16 protein-coding genes and 2 pseudogenes are annotated in these 20,161 nt (G+C 61.0%); 6 read left to right on the top strand and 12 right to left on the bottom strand.

The window, feature by feature from the left end; translation table 11 throughout:
- Nucleotides 1-24 precede the first annotated feature (24 nt).
- From QCE63_RS17510 to QCE63_RS17480, 7 genes are read right to left on the bottom strand one after another with little or no spacing between them, the layout of a single operon-like run.
- On the bottom strand, nucleotides 25-987 hold the full coding sequence (locus QCE63_RS17510; protein WP_309834718.1) for a glycosyltransferase family 4 protein: 963 nt from the start codon (nucleotides 985-987) through the stop codon (nucleotides 25-27).
- Nucleotides 974-2,047 carry a glycosyltransferase family 9 protein gene (locus tag QCE63_RS17505; RefSeq protein ID WP_309834717.1) on the bottom strand — a complete coding sequence of 358 codons (1,074 nt, stop codon included), beginning with the start codon at nucleotides 2,045-2,047 and terminating at the stop codon, nucleotides 974-976. The genes QCE63_RS17510 and QCE63_RS17505 overlap by 14 nt, the downstream gene beginning before the upstream one ends.
- On the bottom strand, nucleotides 2,044-3,060 hold the full coding sequence (locus QCE63_RS17500; protein WP_309834715.1) for a glycosyltransferase: 1,017 nt from the start codon (nucleotides 3,058-3,060) through the stop codon (nucleotides 2,044-2,046). The genes QCE63_RS17505 and QCE63_RS17500 overlap by 4 nt, the downstream gene beginning before the upstream one ends.
- 32 nt (nucleotides 3,061-3,092) lie before the next feature.
- Nucleotides 3,093-4,838 (bottom strand): carbamoyltransferase C-terminal domain-containing protein, encoded by a 1,746-nt coding sequence (locus QCE63_RS17495; RefSeq protein WP_309834713.1) that lies wholly within the window; start codon nucleotides 4,836-4,838, stop codon nucleotides 3,093-3,095.
- Between the two features lie 3 nt (nucleotides 4,839-4,841).
- Nucleotides 4,842-6,017: a glycosyltransferase family 9 protein gene (locus QCE63_RS17490; RefSeq protein WP_309834711.1), complete on the bottom strand. Its 1,176-nt coding sequence runs from the start codon at nucleotides 6,015-6,017 to the stop codon at nucleotides 4,842-4,844.
- Nucleotides 6,014-6,283 carry a hypothetical protein gene (locus QCE63_RS17485; protein ID WP_309834710.1) on the bottom strand — a complete coding sequence of 90 codons (270 nt, stop codon included), beginning with the start codon at nucleotides 6,281-6,283 and terminating at the stop codon, nucleotides 6,014-6,016. The genes QCE63_RS17490 and QCE63_RS17485 overlap by 4 nt, the downstream gene beginning before the upstream one ends.
- The gene (locus QCE63_RS17480) at nucleotides 6,280-7,551 is read right to left on the bottom strand and encodes a glycosyltransferase family 1 protein (RefSeq protein WP_309834709.1); all 1,272 of its coding nucleotides are present in this window, start codon (nucleotides 7,549-7,551) and stop codon (nucleotides 6,280-6,282) included. The genes QCE63_RS17485 and QCE63_RS17480 overlap by 4 nt, the downstream gene beginning before the upstream one ends.
- Before the next feature lie 272 nt (nucleotides 7,552-7,823).
- On the opposite strand from QCE63_RS17480, the pseudogene QCE63_RS17475 reads away from it, so the two are divergent.
- Both QCE63_RS17475 and QCE63_RS17470 read left to right on the top strand, forming a co-directional pair.
- Nucleotides 7,824-8,797 (top strand): annotated as a pseudogene (locus QCE63_RS17475) (IS5 family transposase).
- A 618-nt stretch (nucleotides 8,798-9,415) separates the two neighbouring features.
- Nucleotides 9,416-9,589: a hypothetical protein gene (locus QCE63_RS17470; RefSeq protein WP_309834707.1), complete on the top strand. Its 174-nt coding sequence runs from the start codon at nucleotides 9,416-9,418 to the stop codon at nucleotides 9,587-9,589.
- Nucleotides 9,590-9,730: 141 nt separating this feature from the next.
- Here the strand turns inward: QCE63_RS17470 and QCE63_RS17465 are convergent, their stop codons facing one another.
- Nucleotides 9,731-9,937 (bottom strand): hypothetical protein, encoded by a 207-nt coding sequence (locus QCE63_RS17465; protein ID WP_309834706.1) that lies wholly within the window; start codon nucleotides 9,935-9,937, stop codon nucleotides 9,731-9,733.
- A gap of 235 nt (nucleotides 9,938-10,172) precedes the next feature.
- On the opposite strand from QCE63_RS17465, the gene QCE63_RS17460 reads away from it, so the two are divergent.
- A complete protein-coding gene (locus tag QCE63_RS17460; protein ID WP_309834705.1) occupies nucleotides 10,173-11,051 on the top strand; it encodes a glycosyltransferase in 879 nt (292 codons plus the stop codon).
- 128 nt (nucleotides 11,052-11,179) lie between these two features.
- On the opposite strand, the pseudogene QCE63_RS17455 reads toward QCE63_RS17460, so the two are convergent.
- A pseudogene (locus QCE63_RS17455) lies at nucleotides 11,180-11,387 on the bottom strand (IS3 family transposase); the annotation flags it as partial.
- 536 nt (nucleotides 11,388-11,923) lie between these two features.
- Here QCE63_RS17455 and QCE63_RS17450 point away from each other — a divergent pair.
- The 3 genes from QCE63_RS17450 (at nucleotide 11,924) to QCE63_RS17440 (ending at nucleotide 14,570) form a co-directional block, all read left to right on the top strand.
- Complete coding sequence (locus QCE63_RS17450; protein ID WP_309834703.1) at nucleotides 11,924-12,460, top strand: YetF domain-containing protein; 537 nt, start codon at nucleotides 11,924-11,926, stop codon at nucleotides 12,458-12,460.
- A 100-nt stretch (nucleotides 12,461-12,560) separates the two neighbouring features.
- Entirely contained in the window at nucleotides 12,561-13,787 is a 1,227-nt protein-coding gene (locus QCE63_RS17445) for an ISL3 family transposase (RefSeq protein WP_309834701.1), read from the top strand.
- 246 nt (nucleotides 13,788-14,033) lie between these two features.
- On the top strand, nucleotides 14,034-14,570 hold the full coding sequence (locus QCE63_RS17440) for a low affinity iron permease family protein (RefSeq protein WP_309834699.1): 537 nt from the start codon (nucleotides 14,034-14,036) through the stop codon (nucleotides 14,568-14,570).
- A gap of 2,748 nt (nucleotides 14,571-17,318) precedes the next feature.
- On the opposite strand, the gene QCE63_RS17435 is transcribed toward QCE63_RS17440, so the two are convergent.
- The 3 genes from QCE63_RS17435 to QCE63_RS17425 all read right to left on the bottom strand — a co-directional run bounded on the left by QCE63_RS17435 (nucleotide 17,319) and on the right by QCE63_RS17425 (nucleotide 20,012).
- Nucleotides 17,319-18,626, bottom strand: a complete 1,308-nt coding sequence (locus QCE63_RS17435; RefSeq protein WP_309834697.1) for a cation:proton antiporter — start codon at nucleotides 18,624-18,626, stop codon at nucleotides 17,319-17,321.
- A gap of 105 nt (nucleotides 18,627-18,731) precedes the next feature.
- Complete coding sequence (locus QCE63_RS17430) at nucleotides 18,732-19,499, bottom strand: sensor histidine kinase (protein WP_309834695.1); 768 nt, start codon at nucleotides 19,497-19,499, stop codon at nucleotides 18,732-18,734.
- A gap of 63 nt (nucleotides 19,500-19,562) precedes the next feature.
- Nucleotides 19,563-20,012 carry a hypothetical protein gene (locus QCE63_RS17425; RefSeq protein ID WP_309834693.1) on the bottom strand — a complete coding sequence of 150 codons (450 nt, stop codon included), beginning with the start codon at nucleotides 20,010-20,012 and terminating at the stop codon, nucleotides 19,563-19,565.
- Nucleotides 20,013-20,161: the final 149 nt, after the last annotated feature.

The raw sequence follows: 20,161 nt of genomic DNA, 5'->3' as shown, positions 1-20,161 counted from the left end.
GTCAGTGATGATGGTCGATGATGGTCAGCTGCACACGTAGCGCAAGGTTTCGTCCCAATCGCGGGCGAAGCGCGCAATGTGGAATCGTTCGAGCGCGGTGCGTCGTGCGCCTTCGCCGAGACGCCGGGCTTCCGCGGGATCGTGCAGCAGGTGCTGCATCGCGTCGATAAGCGCCTGCAAATCGGTATCGACGTAGCCATTCTCGCCGTTGCGAATGACGGCGGCGAGCTCGGTGGTGGCAAGGCCGACGATCGGCATGCCGATTGTCATCGCCTCGACGACGGCGAGCCCAAGACTCGTCCAACGGATCGGGTTGAAGAAGAAGCGATAGCGCGCGGTGAAAGCCGCGAGGTCCGGATTGGCGACCTCGCCAAGGCCGCCTGCCGACTGCGCATCCATGCCGACGAGATCGAGCGGCACGCGCGCGGCGGCTTCCTCATAGACGTCGTTGCCGAGTCGCCTGCCGCGCTGGCGCAGACGATTGATCACCGCGATGCCACGTTCGAGTTCGCCGCTGTAGCACACGCCATCTGGCACGACCACGCCATGTTCGATCACGCGCGTAGGCGTCTCGCCGCTGTCCCACATCAGGCGGTTGAAGTGCGTGACGTGCACGAGCAGGGTGTCGCGCTCCCGCACCCAGTGCTGCTGGTCGAACGGGTTTTCCTGGGGCGGATCGTGCTCGATATAGACGCGTGGCAAGCGGCGTTGCGCATCGGTGAGGAGGTCCAGGCGGTCATCGTCCCATTGGAGTTTATGCTGAAACAGCACGACATCGAACCCTTCCGACGGGACTTCGCTCGCCGGCACTTCATGCACGTTCGCGCCGAACGGCAGCGCACCCGCCGTGCCCGCGTATCCGGGCGGATAGCCGGGACGCGTGACCAGATAGAAATCGTGCGGCGCCTGGCTCAGGTAGTACAGATAGTTGCCGTGAACATGCCACGTGAGCACGCGCAGGCGGCGCCGGGAACTAGTCGCGGGCATGGTGAAGCGTCTCCTCTGCGACAATCGGCCCAAGCTGAACGAAGGCCGCGTCGAGCACGGCCTGCACGCTCACATTGAGCGCGCATTCGTGGCCATAAGGACATTCGCGAAACGCGCAGGGACGGCACGCGGGCCAGTCCGCCAGTACGCGATGGCGCGCATGGTCGAGCGGCGCCCAGCGGCGCGTGTCGCTGCCCGATGCGATCACGACGCTCGGCGTACGCATGGCCGCCGCGACGTGCGAGAGCCCCGTGTCGTTGCAGACGATCAACCTCGCCCGCGCGACCAGCGCCGCCAGCGCGCCGAGCGACGTGCGTCCCGCGAGATCGATGGCTTGCGGGCCCGCATCGTTCGCAACGCGGGCGGTGAGCGGCGCTTCGCTCACGCTGCCGGTGGCGGCGATTTGGCAGCCTGCATCCGAGAGCGCGCGCGCGACCGCGCCGAAGCGCTCGACGGGCCAGCGGCGCGAAGGCAGTTGCGCACCCGGATGAATGAGCACCAACCGCCCGCATTCGATCGCGCAGGCGTCGATCAACGTATCGCAGTCGCGCTCGTCGTTCGCGGTCAATGGAATTTCGAGTGAGAGATCATGCGCTTCGATGCCGAGGTGCTCCATCAGCGCGGTATAGCGTGCGGGTTCGGGTAAGTCGTCGGGCCACGGCACGAAGACGCCCCGGCGCGCGGATCCGCCTGGCTTAAGAAAACCGGCGTTCGAGCGTGCGCCCATGCCTTCGACGATGTCGTTCGCGACGCCGCCGCTTCCGTGCAACTGGATCGCGAGATCGAAGCGCCGCTCGCGCATCACGCGCAGAAAGCTTGGCAGATGCACATCGGTTTCTTGCTGTTCGGGAAAACCGATTGCGCCGGGAAACACGATGAGTTCATCGAGCAGATGCGCGTATCGATCGACGAAACTCCTGGCCCAAGGCAAGCCCACGAGCGCGATGTGCGCCTGCGGATACGCGCGTCGCAACGAGCGCAATGCGGGCACGGCGCACAGCATGTCGCCCAGTTGCAGCGCGCGAAAGATCACGATGCGTTCGATCGGCCCGATGTTCATAGGAAGAACACCCTGAATCTGAACGCGCCGCGAAGGCGCCAATAAATCGACAGGTAGGGGATGATCGCCGATGTCCACAACATCTCCGCGATATGGGCGGGCGTGTGCGCGGTCGTCTTCAATCGCTGCGTGCAGAACCATAGGGTCATCGCGGCCCATGCGAGCGCCGCAACGGCTGCGATGCGCGGCGCACCCGCGACGAACGACACGAGCGCCACGACGAGCGCTGCGAGCATCGCATAGTAGAGCAGCGGCGGAGTGCGCCGGATGCGCGCGCGAAACAGCTCAGGATGCTTCTCGTAAAGCAGTGCATCGAATTGACTCTTTTTCTGCTGCGAAATGCACACGCCCCAGCGCGCTGGGCGCACGGGATGCAGCACCGTCGCATCCTCGGCGCGCTCGATGAGGAATCCCGCCTTCATCAACGTGAACTGCAGATCGGAGTCCTCGCGCCATGCGGATGTGAAGCGCGCATCGAATCCGCCGGTGCGTTCAAGCGCGGCGCGTGTCGCGAATGCATTCGCGGTGGCGAACTCCGCGTGCGCGAGTCCGGCGGCGTCGAGCTCGTAGTCGGTCGGACGATCGGGCAGCGGCACGACGATGCGGCCCGATACCGCGTCCGCGCCATGATCGAGCGAGCGCACGCCATTCGCGAGCCATTGCGCATCGGGGATGGTGTCGTCGTCGGTGAAGGCGATGTTTCTTGCGAGCGACGCGCGCCAACCCGCGTTGCGCGCGCCCGCCGGACCCTGCGTCGCCGTGACCGGCACGTAGCGGATCCTCGGTCCGTTCTGCGCATGCGATGCGGCGAGACGCTGCACGCATGCCTTCGTCGCATCGTCGGGACCGTCATCGCACACAATGATTTCATACCGAGCGGGATCATACGCTTGCGTCGCCAGCGCGCCCATGCAGCGTTCGAGCATCGCGGGGCGGCGATACGTTGGCACGACGACCGATACATTCGGAATGAAATCGTCGAGCGCAAGCGAGGGCGCATCGGTCGCGCTCATCTCGTCATCTTCGAAAAAACCCGCATATGTGCTCATGGGCACGCCCCCGGCTTTTCGACGAGGAAGGGTCCAATTACAAGCGCATCGAGCGGCGAGGTCCAGAACGATTCGAGCGCATCCCGCGGCGAGTTCACCATCGGCTCGCCGCGCGTATTGAACGATGTGTTGACGAGCACTGGCACGCCCGTGCGCGCCTTGAACGCGGCGATCAGATCGTAGTAGAGCGCATGTTGCGCGCGATTGACGGTCTGCACGCGCGCAGTGCCGTCGATATGCGTGACCGCCGGAATGCGCGCTTTCATCTCGGGACGTACATCGAACACGAACAGCATGAACGGCGCGAGGTGCGCATCGACGAACCAGTCGGCCGCATGCTCTTCCATCACGACGGGCGCAACCGGACGAAAGTCCTCGCGGTCCTTGATCTCGTTCAGACGCGCCTGCATCGACGCATCGATCGGTGACGCAAGGATCGAGCGCGCGCCCAGTGCACGGGGCCCGAATTCCGTTCGACCCTGATACCAGCCGATCACGCGGTTCTGCGCAAGGATCTCCGCCGTTTCCTCGGCGATATTCGTGAGCTTGCGATAAGGCGCGCGCGTCCATTTGAGGAACGCTTCGATCTCTTCGTCGCCGAACTCGGGCCCGAGATACGCGTGATCCATGCGCCACTTGCGGCTGCGATCGCCTGCTTTCGCGCGCTCGCGATAGTCCGTCCACAACGCGGCGCCGAGCGCCGTGCCGGCATCGCCCGCGGCGGGCTGGACCCAGACTTCCTTGAACGGTCCGCGATCGCGCAGCCGCGCGTTCATCACGCAGTTGAGCGCGACGCCGCCGGCCATCGCGAGATTCGGAAGCCCGGTGCGTTCATGCAGCCACTTCGCGAGTTCGAGCGCGGTCTCTTCGAGCACCACTTGCAGCGAATGCGCGATATCGAAGTGATGCTGCGTGAGCGGACCGCCGCGTTCGCGCGCCGGGCCGAAGCGCTCGACGAGACGCGGCGCGTCCACGGTATAACTGCCGTCGCGACGGTACTTGACGACCTCCCGGAAATGATCCACATAGGTCGGCTTGCCGAACGAGGCGAGCGCCATCACCTTGTACTCATCCGACGAGTGCAGGAAGCCTAGATAGTCCGTCACGGCTTCATAGAGCAGGCCGAGCGAATGCGGCAGTTCCACCTGCTTGAGCCGCGTGTATTCGCCGTTCACGAACTGCCCGAGGCTCGTCGTGATACCTTCGCCGCGTCCGTCCATCGTGAGCACGGCGGTGTCGTCGAAGGGTGCAGCGAGAAACGCACTTGCTTCGTGACACAGATGATGATCGACGTTATGCCATGCGAAACGCTGTGCGCGCCCGCGGCTCACGAAGCGCCGTTTTAGATGATGCGGCGCGCCGTCGAGCAACTGTCGTTTTGCGTTGACGATATAACTTAGGAACAGCGGATCCCACGGCGATTCCGATGGATTGCGGCTCGGGTGCGCCGACGGCACGAGCGGCAGCACGATGCTCTCGTTCTGATCCTTCGGCATGCCCGAAAAGAGCTGCGGATCGTATGAATACGCAATGTGATCGATATCGGCCAGTTCGATGCCCGCTTCCTTCAGGCAATAGTCGATCGCATCGAACGGAAGCTGCCAGGTCGAGAACGGCACGGGGCGCTTCGCATGCTTGACGTGCGTGAAGCGCTCGTCTTCCGCCGCCGCGATGACGACGCCGTCCTTGACGAGCGCCGCCGCGCTATCGTGATAGACCGCGTTGATTCCCAATGTGTACATGATCTAACTAGCCTGCGTTGTCCGGTTGATGTGCGAAGGGCTGGCTTCCATGAGTTCGAGCACAGCCGAAACGACCTCGTCCACGCCGACGCCGGCGAGGCATGCATGATGGCCCTCGGGGCATACGCTGCGATAACACCAGCGGCATGGCACATCGTGATAAAGCACGCGATGCGGCGTCTGCCACGGCATGTGTTGCGGATTTGTGAGCGCGTACAGATCCACGACGGATGTGCCGAGCGCCGAGGCAAGATGCACCGGTCCGCTGTTGTTCGAGATCAGCACGCGGGCGCACTGAATAAGCGCCGCGAGCTCGCCGAGTTCGAGTGCGCCGGACAGATCGACCGCGTGAGGGCTCGAGCCGCACGCTTCACGGCATAATGCGCTCTCGCCGCGCGAGCCGGTCACCAGCATCGGCCATTGAAGCCGCTCGCCCAGATGCTGGACCGCCTGCGCAAACCGGTCAGCGGGATAGCGGCGTGATTCGGCGCTCGCGCCCGGATGCACCACGATGAACGGTGCGTTCACATCGACATCCTGGGCGAGCAGCTTGTGCGCGAGCGCCGCCGCATCGTCGGCGCGCACGGTAAAACGCATGCGCGTGTCGAGAGCTTTCGCGCCGACCTGCGCGACTAGCGCGAGCTGTCGTTCGACTTCGTGCCGCGTGCCGTGCTGCGGCTCGGTTTCCTGCACCCAGTCGGTCAACAGGCCATAAGGATTCTCGCGGCAATGCGCGAGCCGCAGCGGCACGTGCGCGAGATGGCAGAGCATCGCGGCGGGCAGGGGATTCTGGCTGTAGACGCTGAAGATCACGGCGGCGTCGAACTTCCCCGCAGCGAGCCGCGCGCGCATGGCCAGATCGGTGAGGGCATCGATGGGCGCGTCCTGCTTGACCCAAGGCGCGTCGTATTCGATCACGTCGTCGATCACATCGATGAAGGGCGCTGCCGCCTTGCCCGCACGCGACGCCAGCAAGGTTAGATGCCGTCCAGGCTGTGCCGCGCTCAGCGCATGCAGCGCGGGCGTCGTCATCAGCACATCGCCGAGATTGTCGAGACGGATGCAGAGAATGCGCTTCACGTCCGCGCCCCACTCGTGCGGCCGGTTCGCCGCGCTCTGACGCGCGTGCGCCTCGACGACGGGCGGCAGTGTCGCGGGATTGACAGGGTCGCGCTTCATGCCAAACCCTCCCCGATGCGCGTGGGTGCATGAAGACGCGCTTCGAGCGAATTGAGCGCCTTCCGCGCGAAGCTGCCGAGCGCGACGCTGTTCCGCTTGCTGATCACGAACAGCGGCACGGCGAGCCACGCCAGCATGCGCCACGCCTCGAACGCGCCGGGCCGGACACGCATCCTACTCCTGTCGACGTTCCATGGGACATCGTCGAGCAGAGTGCCGTCCTTGTCGAAGCAGATCGCCGGACGAGGCGTATGAACGTTCGTCATCGAGAGGCTCCGCCGATGGCCACGCGCGCGGTGCTCTGTGCTTCGTCTCCGCTCACGCGCGCGTAGACCTGCGCCAGTGCCTGCGCGACGCTGGCCCACGTGAACATAGCGTTCGCGCGCACGAGGCCTGCTTCGCCCATCCTGCGCGCGAGCGGGGGATCGCGCTTGAGCGTGGCGAGCGCATGCGCCAGCGCGGAAGGATCTCTGGGCGGCACCAGCAAGCCGGTTTCGCCGTGCGCGATCGAGTAGCGAATGCCGCCGACATCGGCGCCGATGACAGGCGTACCGCATGCCATTGCCTCCAGCGGCGTGATGCCGAACGGCTCGTACCACGGTGTCGTCACAAAGACATCGGCGGCGTTATAGAAGTGCTTGAGTTCGGCTCGTCCACGACGGCCAACGAAATGCACATGCTCCGCGATGCCGCATTCACGCGCGATGCCGCGCAACCGGCCGATTTCGGGCGTCGCGATCTCGTTGGCCTCGTCGGAGTTCCCGCCCGCCACATAAAGCTCGGCGCTTTCGCCATATTTCTTGCGGCAGATGCTCAGCGCGCGCACGACATTGTCGACGCCCTTGCGCGGCACCATGCGCCCCAGTTGCAAAATGTTGAAGCGAGCTTGCGGCCAGCCGAGCCGCTCTCTCGCGCGCGCCTTGTCGAGCGGATGAAACTCCGCGTGGTCGAAGCCGCATGGCACGAGATCAATGCGCGAGGCGTCGGCATCGTAGAGATGGATCAGATCGTTTTCGTCCTGCGGGCACTCGGCGATCACCGAGTCGGAGCGCTTTACGAGTTCCTCTTCGATCTCGAAGCGCGCATCGGGAAAGCCGTCCGACTCGCCCTGATGCAGCCGCCTCACCCGCCCGAGCGCATGAAAGGTCGTCACTAGCGGCACGCCAAGCGCGTCCTTGATACGCAGGCCGACCAGGCCCGACATGAAGAAGTTTGCATGCACGATGGCATACGGCTGGGCTTCCTTCTTCATGAAGTCGATCATGAAAACAGCGAACGCTTCCATGTACGGCAGCAGCTGCTCTTTCGGCAGTTGCACAGGCGGGCCCGCCGGCACATTGATTACACGGATATTCTCGAAGCGCGAGACGATGGGCAGCAGCGAGCGATCACAGCGCGTAAAAACATCGACATCGTGACCGATGCGTACGAGCTGGCGCGCGACATTCGCCACATAGATGTTCTGTCCGCCGCTGTCGACGCCCCCCGCTATGCCGAGTGGCGAAGCGTGTTCACTGATCAAAGCGATCTTCACGAGGATCTCCCGTACGATCCTTCGGCGTGTCCACGGTGGATAGCCGACTGGAGCATTGACGGGAGTTGAGCATTCGTTGTGCCACTCGTTGCAAGTCACGCGGGGATTCAGAAACGATCTGCGGTCCGTCGACCAACGAACCAAATTTCGTTTAAGCGAACGCGTGTACCTATATACCGAAATTCGAAAGCCACATGGGATGGGGCGACTGAATCAATTAAGGCAATGCTGAAAAATGGCAACGCATCAGGGTAGCAAGCCGTTTAGTTTGAATGAGACAAAAGACCCTAGCGATGGCAGCAGATCAAGGCGCCGGCTTCGAACAGTACCGTCGGCCGACTAAGCGCGATGTGTTTCTAGAGACCATGGAGAAGATCGTTCCGTGGTCGCATTTGTGCGAGGTTGTCGAGCCGTCCAAAGGGCGTGGGCGGAAGGCCGCCCGTTGGACTCGAGCGCATGCTACGGATGTATTTTGTGCAGCACTGGTTCAATCTCGCGGACGTAGCCTGCGAGGAAGCCTTGCTGGACAGCACGGCATTGCGTCGCTTCGTTGGAATCGACTTGGGCCGCGAGCGCGTTCCGGACGGCACCACGCTGTTGAAGTTTCGCCGCCTGCTCGAGCATAACGAGCTCGGCGAACAATTGTTTGCCAAGGTAGGCGAGATACTGCAAGGTCGCGGCTTGAAGATCGGCACCGGCACCATCGTGCATGCCACCATTATCGGTGCGCCGAGTTCGACGAAGAACAAAGACAAGGCGCGAGACCCCGAGATGCATCAGACACGAAAAGGAAAGCAGTGGTACTTCGGGATGAAAATTCATATCGGGGTGGACAGCCAAACGGGGCTGACACACAGCGCCGTGGTGACTAGCAGCGAACGTGCACGACAAGCATGCGCTCCCTGATCTGCTGCAGGCGACGAGCAGCGTGTGTACGGTGACAGCGCGTACGCAAACCAGAAGGACCTGATTGCCAGCAAAGCCCCGAAAGCAAGGATTTCACCAATGAGCGTGTGCGTAACCGCAGTGGAGAAATCGATGAAGCCAAGCGCTTGAAGAACCGCAATAAGTCGAAGATACGAGCTTCGTGGAGCATGTGTTTGCGGTCGTGAAGCGACTGTGGGGATTCGGAAAGGTCATATCAAAGCGGGACGAGAAAGGTCAAAAGCGAGCCTCTGAAGGCCAAAAATCGATGCGAGCGCGTCGCCATTCTCGCATCGTGGAATCAGCAACGACGATCCCGTGAAACCCCCGCTTCTTCAGCACAGCCTTAAATCGCGACGTCGTTCAATGCCGCGAACGGTTATCCGGCCAAACGGAGCGCGAGTCGGACCAAAGCGACGGCCCGACGGAACAGCACGCCGGCGCGCTACTTGATCTCAGTGCCCGGCGCGCGCTTCTTTGGTACGGGTGCCCACAAGCGCACGGAGCCGCCGGCCTCCGGTCGATGCGCGCTGTTCGAGTCGAGTTGGCGCGTGCCTCGAGCGCATGCTTCCATAGCGATCAATCATTGATCCATTTGTTGTGAGGGAACAAACGTTGCGCAACGTCGGTAAAGCGCCGGACCCGATCGTCCAATTGCTGGACCCGTCGCCGACGCCGCGATGATCGACGCCGCGCAGAAGGTCGAGCATTACGAGATCCGACCGGCGCCATCCTCGCGACTCTTGCAAGCCTATTGCGCAAGGATAATGCTGATGCTGTTGTTTCAAACGCTGCAGGAAGAAAAATCCACCGACGCAAACCGAGCCCGCTCGCTCGTACAGGCAGCACAGGAGGCGAGCGCAGGCCTGGTTCGACGTCCGACACTCGACGTAATATCGCATTGCAAGGCCCGTCATCAATTTTTAAAGGAGCATCGATCATGAGCACCTCATCCCAGAAGCCCACGCCGGAAGAATCGCCCGGCCGCGACGAAACGTTCGAGACCGACATTTCGGAGACCGATGACGAAGGCACTACAGTTCGCGAAGCCGAGGTTCGAAAAGACGATCTTTCAGAGACCCACCGTGAGGATGGCGCTGGAGACAAATCATGACCTGTTCGATACCTGCGATTGAAGAGGCCATAGTTTCCTGCGGGCGCGTTTACCAAGAGCGGACATGTATTACCCGGGCCTGGCTATCGCCTTTGTAAGCGACGTCGTAGCTCTCCGAATAAGCCTATGTCCAAAACGCGGTCACACGTTCTCGTCGTTTCGCCGCTCGACGATGCCGTCGTCGTCCCGCTCGGCTTCTGTCACTCCGATCACGCGCTCGGTCATATGGCTTACCGCAACGCGGGGGCCGATGCGACGCCGCTCGAGTGCATCGCTTACAAGGCCGCGCTCTATCGCCACATGGATGGCTTCGTACAGCAGCGTCTTGCGGACCGGTTGGCGGACCATGTTGCCGGGACGCCGATAAGCGCGGCGACATCGCGATCAATCGACGGGCGCTGCGTGCCTCTCAAGCGCGAAGCGGTGGCCCGCTATGAAAGCCAGTTGAAGTCGTTTGGCCCTCACTATGATGACGATATCTTCGCGCGGGAACGCCGCTGGTGGCTCGGCCTCACGGATTATGACCGCGCGCCCCCGTACGACGGCCCTTTACGGGCAGCCGGCCGCGACGCGAATTACCGTCGTGGTGCTGACGTACAACCGCGTCTCTCAGGTACTCGACACTCTCGCGAAGCTCATCGCGCTGCCCGATCAGCCGCGTATCGTGCTCGTCGACAACGCTTCGGCAGACGGCACCGCCGAACGAGTGTCACAACGCTTTCCGTCCGTACAGGTCATCAAGTCCCGGGTCAATCTTGGAGCGGCCGGCCGCAACCTCGGCGTCGAATGCGTTCGAACCGAGTATGTCGCCTTTTGTGATGACGATACGTGGTGGACGGCCGGCTCGCTCGTGCGTGCCATATCGATACTCGATGCAGCGCCAAAGGTTGCGGTATTGACCGCCCGCGTGCTCGTAGACCAAGAGCAAGCGTACGATGAGACGTGTCTGCTGATGAAGGCAAGCGCGCTGGGCGTGCAGGACTTGCCCGGGCCTTCGCTGATCGGGTACATGGCGGGCGCGAGCGTCTTCCGCACAGCGGTGTTCCGGCGCGTGGGCGGCTATGAGCCGCGGCTCTTTATCGGTGGTGAGGAAGAGCTCGTCGCGCTCGACGTGCTCACGCGCGGACATGCGATCGTTTATGCGGAGGACCTCGTTGTCCACCACCACCCCTCAACGTTGCGCGACAGCGCAAGGCGTCGTTGTCTGCTTGCGCGCAATGCCGCGTGGGTCGCCTGGCTGCGGTTACCGTTACCCGAAGCATGTCGCACGACACTCCGCGCGCTTGCCGTCATGCGTCGCGAGGGCGCCTTTAGCGGCGACGCGCTGGCGTTGTTCACAGCACTTCCGTGGGCTCTGGCGCGACGCCGCGTCATCCCCGCCGACGTGCGTCGCATGCGAGCGATCGTCCGCCGAGCTGAAGCGCGTAAGGACGCGCTCCAGCACACTGATGGATTGGAATAGTCAAAGCCTGCAGCCAAAGCCTGTCGGATGTCATACCCACTTTGCCTTACAACCCGCGAGGCGTTCACATAAGCGTCAGGCTCATTGACATTGCCCGCGAATGTTCGGATCCCTTAACTGAGCGGAGATTATGCCACCCGTTTGTTCAGGGTGGCGTACCAGTCCTGCTCGAATTGCATCGGGCTGACATAGCCCAACGTCGAGTGCAAGCGCGCTTGATTGTAGAAGCTCAACCAGTCGACTACCTCATCCATCGCTTCCCGAAGCGTTGAAAAGCGATGACCCGAGGATGCGGGCACGCTTGAGCGACCCCCACAAGCTCTCGGTCGGCGCGTTGACGCTCCTATGCCAAGCGCGCGCATCGAGTCGGCCAAATCGGCGAGGATGAGCGGGTATAGTTCCCTGACGATATACCGCTTCAGACATCGGTATCCCTACGTTTCTCCCAGGCCGAAGATCGCTTTGACGATGGTTTCATTCCTTCTTCGTGAACGGGGCCGCCAACCTACGATCTACGGAATGCGCCGGAGTGGCTGGCGCGCTTTCTCGCAGACGCTCGCCGCTGAGGGATTCATGTCCGTCCGTCTGAGCGGCGTGAGGGGCAACCGTCGTGTGTTCTGCAGCGCTGCGTGAATCCGTGAATCGACGGTGAAGAACTGTCTTTCCACGGGCACGGGCGGTATGGACCGCTGCTCGACAAGCCGGTGCGGGCCTGATTTCTCGCGTCCGCTCGCAACATCGCGCACTGTTTGTTCAGAGGGGAGCATTCTCTGCCATTGTGCGACGGGCCGCAGTGCTTCGATTCACTCTGGAAACACACGCGGCGGGCCTTGAACCTGCATCATCGAGGTGCGGTCTCAAGGAGACAAAAAATGGATGCACTCGTCGCAGTATTTGGAGAAGGAAAGGACCTTAATCCGTGGCAAATGGGCGCCCGAGCGCTTGCCATATTTTTTGCTGCGCTCATTTTGATCCGAATTTCCGGCCGCCGCTCTTTCGGGCAACGCTCGCCGTTTGATTATGTCGTCGCCATTCTGCTCGGCGCCACACTGAGCCGGGCGATAGTCGGTGCTTCGCCGGCGATCCCCACGCTTGCCGCCTCACTGGTTATCGTCTTGATTCACCGCATGCTAGGGTGGCTGTGTGTGCGCTACCCAAGGCTTGAGTCATTTCTCGTTGGCGGGACGAGAATCGTGTATCGCAATGGCCACTTTGATCAGGCGCAGTTGTCCGCGGGCCTGACCACGCCGACCGATGTCTTCGAGACTGTACGACAAGAATTGCACGCCCTCGACTTGCACGATGTCGAGGCCGCCATTCTCGAGCGCAATGGCCAGATCAGCATTATCGTCAAAAAGGCCTCTTTTGAAGTCAGAGTGGGTGGTTGTGCGGGTCAAGGGCGGGCGTGAGCCCGGCGCAGCGAACCCTTGAGGCGCTTTGAATCGACAAGCTGGGACATGGCTGGTTGCGGCAGAATGCGGCAACCAGCCATGCAAGACAAAGCGAACAATGACGAATCAACTTTTTGAAGCCGCCTTGGGAATCAAGGCACCGTGGTACGTGCAAGGTGTCGACTTTGATACGGCCAAACGACAGCTGACGATTGCTGTGGACTTTGTCGCAGGAAGTCGCTTCGCCTACCCCGGGCTCGCCGGTGAGCACCCAGTTCACGACACGCAAATCAAGCGGTTGCGCCACCTTAATTTCTTCCAGCACGAGTGCTATCTTGAAGTGCGGGTGCCGCGCGTGCGCTTGCCCGATGGTTCGGTGCGGCTGGTCGAGCCGGAATGGGTCGGCCAACTCGACGGTTTCACGTTGCTGTTCGAGGCGCTGGTGCTGATGCTGGCGCAGCAGATGTCGTTTGCCGCAGTGGCGCGCATCGTCAATCTGTCGTGGCATCGGGTGCATGCCATCTGCTCGCGCTATGTGGAACTCGCGCTGGCGTCGGCGAATCTGTCGGACGTCAACTCGGTGGCCATCGACGAAACCTCGTACCGGCGAGGCCACGAGTATCTGACGCTGGTCGCCGATATGCAGGCTCGGCGCGTCGTATTCGTCACGCCCGGCCGTGACGCGAAGACGATTGAGAGCTTTGCGGCCTACCTTAGCCAACATCACGGCACGCCGGAGCAAGTAAGCTCCGTGAGCATCGACATGTCGCCCGCGTTCATCAAAGGCGTCGGCGAACATCTGCCCAATGCGCGAGTGACGTTCGACAAGTTTCACGTCGTCGCCCATGCCTCCAAGGCGCTTGATACGGTCCGGCGCCAACAACAGAAAGCCGACCCAGAACTTAAAGGGATGCGCTGGACACTGCTTAAGGACGCCAACAAGCTGAACCTTGCGCAATTGACGGACCTCGAAGCCCTTCTCAGGCAGTACACCACCAAGCGAACGGCCCGCGCCTGGTTGTATCGCGAGCAGTTGCGCAAGATTCTCGAACGCAAGCAAATTCATGTCGTCTCCGAATTGTTGCGGCAGTGGTGCACCAACGTCATGCGTTCGAAAGTCGAACCGATGAAAGAGGTCGCACGATTGATTCGCCGACACTTTGACGGCATCGTTGCGTGGACCCAGACCCGACAGACCAACGGCTTTATCGAAGCCATCAACGGCTTGTTTCAGGCCGCCAAGCGCAAGGCTCGTGGCTACACGCGCTTCGCAACCATGCGGACAGTGCTGTTTCTTATCGCTGGCAAACTCGACTTCTCTGCATTCAACTCGCATGCCCGCTGAGAGCCGTTACCCACTTCATTTTCAAAAGAGCCTCAAAAAGCGATAGCTCGGAGACCATATGGCCGCCCTTACTCCAAACGCAACGCATTTGCCTGGCAGAGCGCAAACGGGCCTAGCGATCGAACCCGACGCATATAACGTTGGCCGGGCTTTCAACAGACTCCGCGTGATGCGCCTTTCGCTATGTAGGCGTCACGAAAGGCTGACAGGGTAGATTGGTTCTTGTCCTTGCGCCGAACAATTGAAATGAACAAGCATTTGAAAACCTTCCTAGCCGATCCAATGGCAACCGTGCCCTTGACGTCAAGCCCCGGCTACGCAAAAGCGAACGCGTTGACACGCGCGTTCGACCTCTTCGCTAGTGCGGTGACCCGGTGGGCTGGGTCGCCGATCGCATTCGGGCTCTCCGTGCTGACCGTTGCCGCATGGCTCGTCACCGGACCGTTTTTTCATTACTCGGATGGTTGGCAGCTCGTCATTAACACCGGCACGACCATCATCACTTTCCTCATGGTCTTCTTGATCCAGCAAAGCGCCAACAAAGACAGCGTTGCTTTGCACCTCAAACTAAACGAACTGCTGGCTTCACAGCGCGACGCAAGCAACCAGCTTATCGGTATTGAAGATGCCTCCGAAGAAGAGCTGAGAAACCTCGCCGCTGCCTACTTGCGTCTCGCCTCTGAAAAAGTCGAGCGCGCTGGCGAGCTGGCTCCGACGGACGGTACGCACGATGAAATTGATCGTGGTCTGGATGAGGTTCGGCAAAAGCGCAAGGATGACTGACAGACCTCGCCACGTTTCTTCGGGGCGATCTATAACTTATTTCCGGAAATCGAGGGTTATCGCCGGAAGTGGTGTGTTGCTGCCGACGCCAAACCGAACCGAATGCCGATACTTCGATCTAGGCGTATTCGTCGCGGCGCGATCGTGCAGGTCAGCTCGTAGATTGACGCGAGCCGCTCCGCGTCCGGAGCTGGCCAAAGCCTTCAATATTTCGGCTTCCCGCTGCGTCGACGTCATCATCGGTGACGCCGAGGGCGCGGCCGCGCGGCCCTGCGCTTAGAGGTTTCCCGCGCAAACGCTCGCCACCTCGCAGACGGTGTCGCCGCACGTGCCGTTCAGCGTCACGCTCGCGCCCCGCTTTCTGCGGGCGGAAAGCGACGCTTCTCACGCATCGAAGACTTGCTATTCCGTTGCGGGCGCTCCTTGTTTGCCCGCGCCACTCCGGGTGGCGTCGCCCGGAGTGACCGGCTGACTGCCGCCAGACGATTTCTGCTGAGTGGCGCCAGCGCTACCCGCTACACCGCCGGCGCCGCCGCCCGGCGTGCGAGGCTGCATTCCGCCGGCCGATCCTTGACCGCTGACGCGTCCGCTTCCCTGTCCCGTGTCGACTGGCGTTCCTTCGCTTGCACTTGCGACGCCGGTCGTCCCAGTTCCTGCCGCGTAAACCGCACCGCACAGTCCGAGCATCAGTGTGCAAACGCATGCGTTCATAATGTTGGGCTTCATGGCAACTCTCTCACTGTGAGTCGTGGCGTGTTCGGGTGCTATGTGTCTCTTGGCAAGCGATATGCCACGCCGAACGAGCGCGACAAATCCTTTCTTCGTGACTGCGCGTACCGGCTTGTCCTCGCATAGGACTATCCGTGTGACACCGGTATCGGCCTTCCCCGCCAGATCGGACCTGATTGAAGAGCCGTCCGTAGAAACGCAGGACATTTCACTTTCATCATTAACGATAACTATTGAAAATGCCAAGCCTGTTAATACGAATTATCAGGATTAGAATGGCTAATCTTGCCGCGTTCTGTCCGCTGAGGTCCCCGGGCTTAGAGTACGGACGCGAAACGCTTTCGGCTAGGCGCATCACGGACAGTGCGCCGTCGAGTAGCGTTTGCCCCATAAACACCGACCTTTGCTTCTCCGTGGTGCGCTGGCGTCCGAGCGATGAGCAGTTTCGTCGACAAGGGTTGCACGCAACCTTTCGCCCGCTGTTTCGACATCCCATTTCTCTCTCGCTGCGCCTGGCAGTGAAGGGCTTCTAATGACTTGTTCGGGCAGTCCGCGAACGGGGCGGCGCCTCCAAGGCCGTTATGCCGTTTATCGCTTCACTTTCGGTAGCCCGCTGAGATGCGCCTCCTTCCCGGGAAAACTCACCCATAATGGGGACTCCCCGCTGATGCGCTGCGCGTCTAACCACCTGTCAGTGGGCTTTCCTTTATTGCCCTCTGTGAGAGAGGGCACGCATAAGCAGCGTAGGCCCAGGGCGGTAAGTAAGCAAAGACAACGAGCAGGTCGTCGGGACGGATAGACAGTTACAAAGTAGTGTGCGGCGCAGCAATCGGGATCGATCTGCCTATCGGCTGATAGAACGGCGCATTGCCTAGGCAACGAACGAGCGTCGAAGAAATGAAGAACGGACACTGGAGACGGGCATGCGCGCTTGGGAGCCGCACGGATGTCATTCCTATGCGATAGCCCGCTTTGGGCGCGCGGTGGACCGCTTTATTCAAGCTAAAACGCAGGCAGATCGCGAACAGGCCATGAGGTGGGCGCGAGCTTGGCAGCGTTTGGGCGAACTGGCCCACCTGCGAGGGCAATTATTCGCGGGCCGCTAGCGCCCGCAGCAGTGGCGAGACGGCGACTATCGATCCCTGGACGCGAATCCACAGCCATGCACCTTTCCGTTGGCGGCACATCTCCGGCGCGGGGTGCAGAGCTGATCATCACGCGTTTTCATGCTTCCCAGTTTGAACCAAAAACAGCGCTGGACAGATAGGGTTATTTATCACGTCAGGCGCGGCTCGCAGGACGGTCGTTGCCGCTTCGCAGTGCCGGCGTCTTACCCGAGTCACCGCGCGGAGCGCCGAGCGCGCGGCGCCAGACGACTAGACGACTCACCCCATTCCGGCCAGACTACGCTCCAAACCGGTCGGGAGGCCAGTTTCAGATTTGCGGATTGCAATGCCGGTAAGCGGCCGTTGGTGACCTCACCCGATCGGCCACTTTGAGTCACTCGGAATGCTGAAACAAGGAACGGTCAACGGGCTGCGGTGCGGTCATAACCGGTCTTTGCCGAACTCACGCGCAATTCGGATAAAAATTAGCGGCGCAAGAGTCCTCTGCCCGTCTGGGCGCTCGCGGGCCGGTGTACTGAAAGGTTTGGCTCACCTTGCGCAGCAGTGTCTGGCCGATCTCGAGCCAATTCTGGTGAGAATTCGGCTCCTCAGATAGCGCGCTTCCAGCGGCTTCGACGATATCAATTACGATCGGTGCCGAGTTTGCTTTCCTCTTTCGAGCCCGCGGCCAAGTACAGCAGCTTGTAGTGGGCGCTGGCCCCGCCGGGGATCGGCGGAAAATGTTCGCCTTAGACGCATCCGACTTCGAAGCCTGACTTGGCATCGCCGTGTATGCAAACTTTGTAGGTGCCCGATGTCTGCACTCGTTCCCGGGACTGTGTCGTCCACCCATGTCATCCTCCGGGTTACTCCATCGGTGAAAAGCAAGGCACATTCCGCAACCTCGGGTTCTCTACTTTCGGCGCATATAACGATCAAGCAGCACCGTGGCCGACGTTCCGTGCAGGAGAACCGATAGGACGATAGCTGAAAGGATGATCGGCGCAATTGCAGCGACGGTGCTGCCTCCAGCCCTTTCCCAGGAAAACAACAGGTAGTAAAAGGCGCCGACACCGCGCAACCCGAGCCATGCCGATAACACCCGCTGATGGCGGTCCATCGATGAGCCGAGCAGCGAAAGACTGCTGCCCAGCGGACGGGCGACGACGAACAAGAACAAAACGGGCCAGACCGCGGACCAGTGCAGCAATTCGCGCCAATGCGCGGACACGACGCTACCGATAACAACCATCAGCCCAAGCTCAATGAATCGCTCGATCTCCACAGAAAAGCCCATCATCTTTTCCGCAATGTAGGCGTGAGCCAATTCGGGGTCTTTTGCAGCCTCATCGCGATTGCCGCGTTCCACCGACTCGAGCGCCTCGCTCGGCGGCTTCTCACCGGTCGCCTTCATCTCCCGGCGCCGCAGCGCAACGCCTGCGACGAACACTGCGATAAAGGCGTAGCCGTCAACAATGAGCGTCGCCCCGTACGCCAAAGCAACGAGGCCGAGTGCAAGAAAGCCCTCTAAGCCGAGCGCATGGTCGTAACGCGTGCGCAGCCAAGTCACGAGCACGACGATGCCTGTGCCCAACGCCCATCCGATGACGACGGCGCTTGTCAGTCCCCATAGGATCGCAAGTGAGAACGTCCACGGATTGCTGCTGCCGAGGCTTCCGACGCCGCAAATCGCTAGCCCGATATAGACCATCGGCGACGCCGCGCCGTCGTTGAGCCCGCCCTCGGATGACAAGGCGAAGCGCAGAGGCTCATCGTCGCCGGCCTCTTCAACGCGCAGTTCGTTGGCGAGGACAGGGTCGGTCGGCGCTAATGCAGATGCCAACAGCAAGGCAGGCCCTGCGGCAAGTCCCAGACCCCAATGCCCCGCGAAGAACATAACGGCGATGGTGATGAGCATGGCAGGACCGGCCAGCCGCAAGGTCAATCTCCAAAGCGGATTCGAAAGCTCAACGCGAAGATACATCCCGATCGCGAACAGCGAAACGACAAGGCCTGCCTCGGTGAGCGTGCGCAATAGCACAACGTCGCGCTCGATGTCGATTCTCAGCAATCCGACGAATGCTGGACCAAGCAAGAACCCGACGACGAGATAGATCATCGCGCCGGTCATTGGCAACCGCTCGACGATCTTCCGACCGATAGCCATGACGACCATCAAGGCCCCGACTATCAAAAACCAAATGGCTTCAATGGTCAACATCCGCTCCGTAAGCCAGTTTCTTCTTCACATTGCTCACGTTGAACATATCGGCGCGTTGTACGATTGCCCATCATAGGGATAGTATTTAGATTAGCGATAAGACTCTCAGTTGAAAGCGTGCCCAGGAAGTGTCAACTCGCATGCTGTGCCGTGGCCGGCTTCCGAACGGTGCTCCAATTTTGCACCGATGCTCATAGCTATCCGCCGAATTGTCCGTAACCCTACGTTCTCCGATGCGCTCGCGTCAAACCCTTTGCCGTCGTCTACCACGCAGATCGCAAGTTCGGCCTGCTGCCTCAAACTTATCTTGATTCGCCCACGTTCCCCACCAAAGGCATGTTCAACGGCGTTTGCGACAAGTTCGTTCACCACCGTCCCGATGGTGGTGCAGATGTCGGGCGACAACAGGACGCCAGACTCGAGGTCTACCTGCAGCGTGATTCGGTTTTCCCGCAGTCCGTAAAACTCGTGGAAGCTGTCGGCCATGGAACCAAGGTACCGGCCAAGGTCGATCTGTTCGCCGTGTTGACCGAGACCGAGGAGATGATCGTAGAGCGACGCCATTGCAAAGACCCGGCGCTCGACGTCCCTGAAGCTGCTGCGGACCTGGGGATCGTCCGCTTGCCTCGCATTGCGTTGAAGCATAGCGACGATGAGCTGGAAGTTATTGCGAATACGGTGCTGCTGTTCCCGCAATAAATCCACCTTGGCGTCACGATCGGCCGCTAGCGATGATCGCGCGTGGTACTTCTCGATGCTTTCGGCGAGCGCGCCGGCGACGGATGCAAGGAACGACAATTCGAACGCACCGAATTCAGTGGGTTCACGATAATCCACCTCGAGAATGCCGTAGGGCCCAATGTGGTTGATCAACGGTAAGCTCACTGACGTCACGACGCCGTAGTCAAGAAGGATCTGCGGCAGCTTTTCTTGCGGTCATCGACGAACGGTTGGCTCGATCACAGGCTCGGCGTTGGCTAGCGCTTCCCCCGCTGGGTTGACCGGGTCCACATTTCCTGCTGACCGGCCAAGCGCCTCTTCACTTAGGCCGAACTGCGCTTTAACAACAAGAACATTGTCGGAGCGCCGTACTTCAAGGACCTTTGCCATTGGGGCGTTGCAGCCGAGCGCGGCGCACCGGGCTGCCGCAGCGAGGATTGCCTCGATCGACGCATCCGTATCGCTGTGCCAGGCGTCGATCATTTGCGCAAACGTCTGCCGGTGACGGATGACGTCAACAAGCGAGACCGTTTCGTCTGGCGAAAACGTGAGCGCATTGATAGAGGCAGCAAGAGTGGCCTTCAGTGAGCGCGATATCATGCGTTTAAGCCTTGTGCGTCGGCGACAGGCCAGATAAAAAGCAATCGGCAGGCCACTGGTTTTCACCGAAGGCGTCAAAAGATTGGCACAGCCGATCCGGCAATCCTGACGTGAGCCGGCTACGGTCCGTCGTAGAGGACCGGTGCAGTGCGTCCGGCGACTCGCGGCCTCGCGCGCGCGGGTCCGCCTGATTCTCTTGTGAGGCGTGACGGCGA

It is taken from the genome of Caballeronia sp. LZ065 (assembly GCF_031450975.1).
GTDB lineage: Bacteria > Pseudomonadota > Gammaproteobacteria > Burkholderiales > Burkholderiaceae > Caballeronia.
This window is presented reverse-complemented; position numbering and strand designations above follow the sequence as displayed.

What these genes read in the sequence shown, in the direction of transcription:
- QCE63_RS17500 (WP_309834715.1), bottom strand. Translation starts at nt 3,060, where the DNA reads ATGAGCGCGACCGATGCGCCCTCGCTTGCGCTCGACGATTTCATTCCG.
- QCE63_RS17435 (WP_309834697.1), bottom strand. Translation starts at nt 18,626, where the DNA reads ATGTTGACCATTGAAGCCATTTGGTTTTTGATAGTCGGGGCCTTGATG.
- QCE63_RS17490 (WP_309834711.1), bottom strand. Translation starts at nt 6,017, where the DNA reads ATGAAGCGCGACCCTGTCAATCCCGCGACACTGCCGCCCGTCGTCGAG.
- QCE63_RS17485 (WP_309834710.1), bottom strand. Translation starts at nt 6,283, where the DNA reads ATGACGAACGTTCATACGCCTCGTCCGGCGATCTGCTTCGACAAGGAC.
- QCE63_RS17450 (WP_309834703.1), top strand. Translation starts at nt 11,924, where the DNA reads ATGGATGCACTCGTCGCAGTATTTGGAGAAGGAAAGGACCTTAATCCG.
- QCE63_RS17505 (WP_309834717.1), bottom strand. Translation starts at nt 2,047, where the DNA reads ATGAACATCGGGCCGATCGAACGCATCGTGATCTTTCGCGCGCTGCAA.
- QCE63_RS17470 (WP_309834707.1), top strand. Translation starts at nt 9,416, where the DNA reads ATGAGCACCTCATCCCAGAAGCCCACGCCGGAAGAATCGCCCGGCCGC.
- QCE63_RS17495 (WP_309834713.1), bottom strand. Translation starts at nt 4,838, where the DNA reads ATGTACACATTGGGAATCAACGCGGTCTATCACGATAGCGCGGCGGCG.
- QCE63_RS17440 (WP_309834699.1), top strand. Translation starts at nt 14,034, where the DNA reads ATGAACAAGCATTTGAAAACCTTCCTAGCCGATCCAATGGCAACCGTG.
- QCE63_RS17510 (WP_309834718.1), bottom strand. Translation starts at nt 987, where the DNA reads ATGCCCGCGACTAGTTCCCGGCGCCGCCTGCGCGTGCTCACGTGGCAT.
- QCE63_RS17445 (WP_309834701.1), top strand. Translation starts at nt 12,561, where the DNA reads ATGACGAATCAACTTTTTGAAGCCGCCTTGGGAATCAAGGCACCGTGG.
- QCE63_RS17465 (WP_309834706.1), bottom strand. Translation starts at nt 9,937, where the DNA reads ATGGTCCGCCAACCGGTCCGCAAGACGCTGCTGTACGAAGCCATCCAT.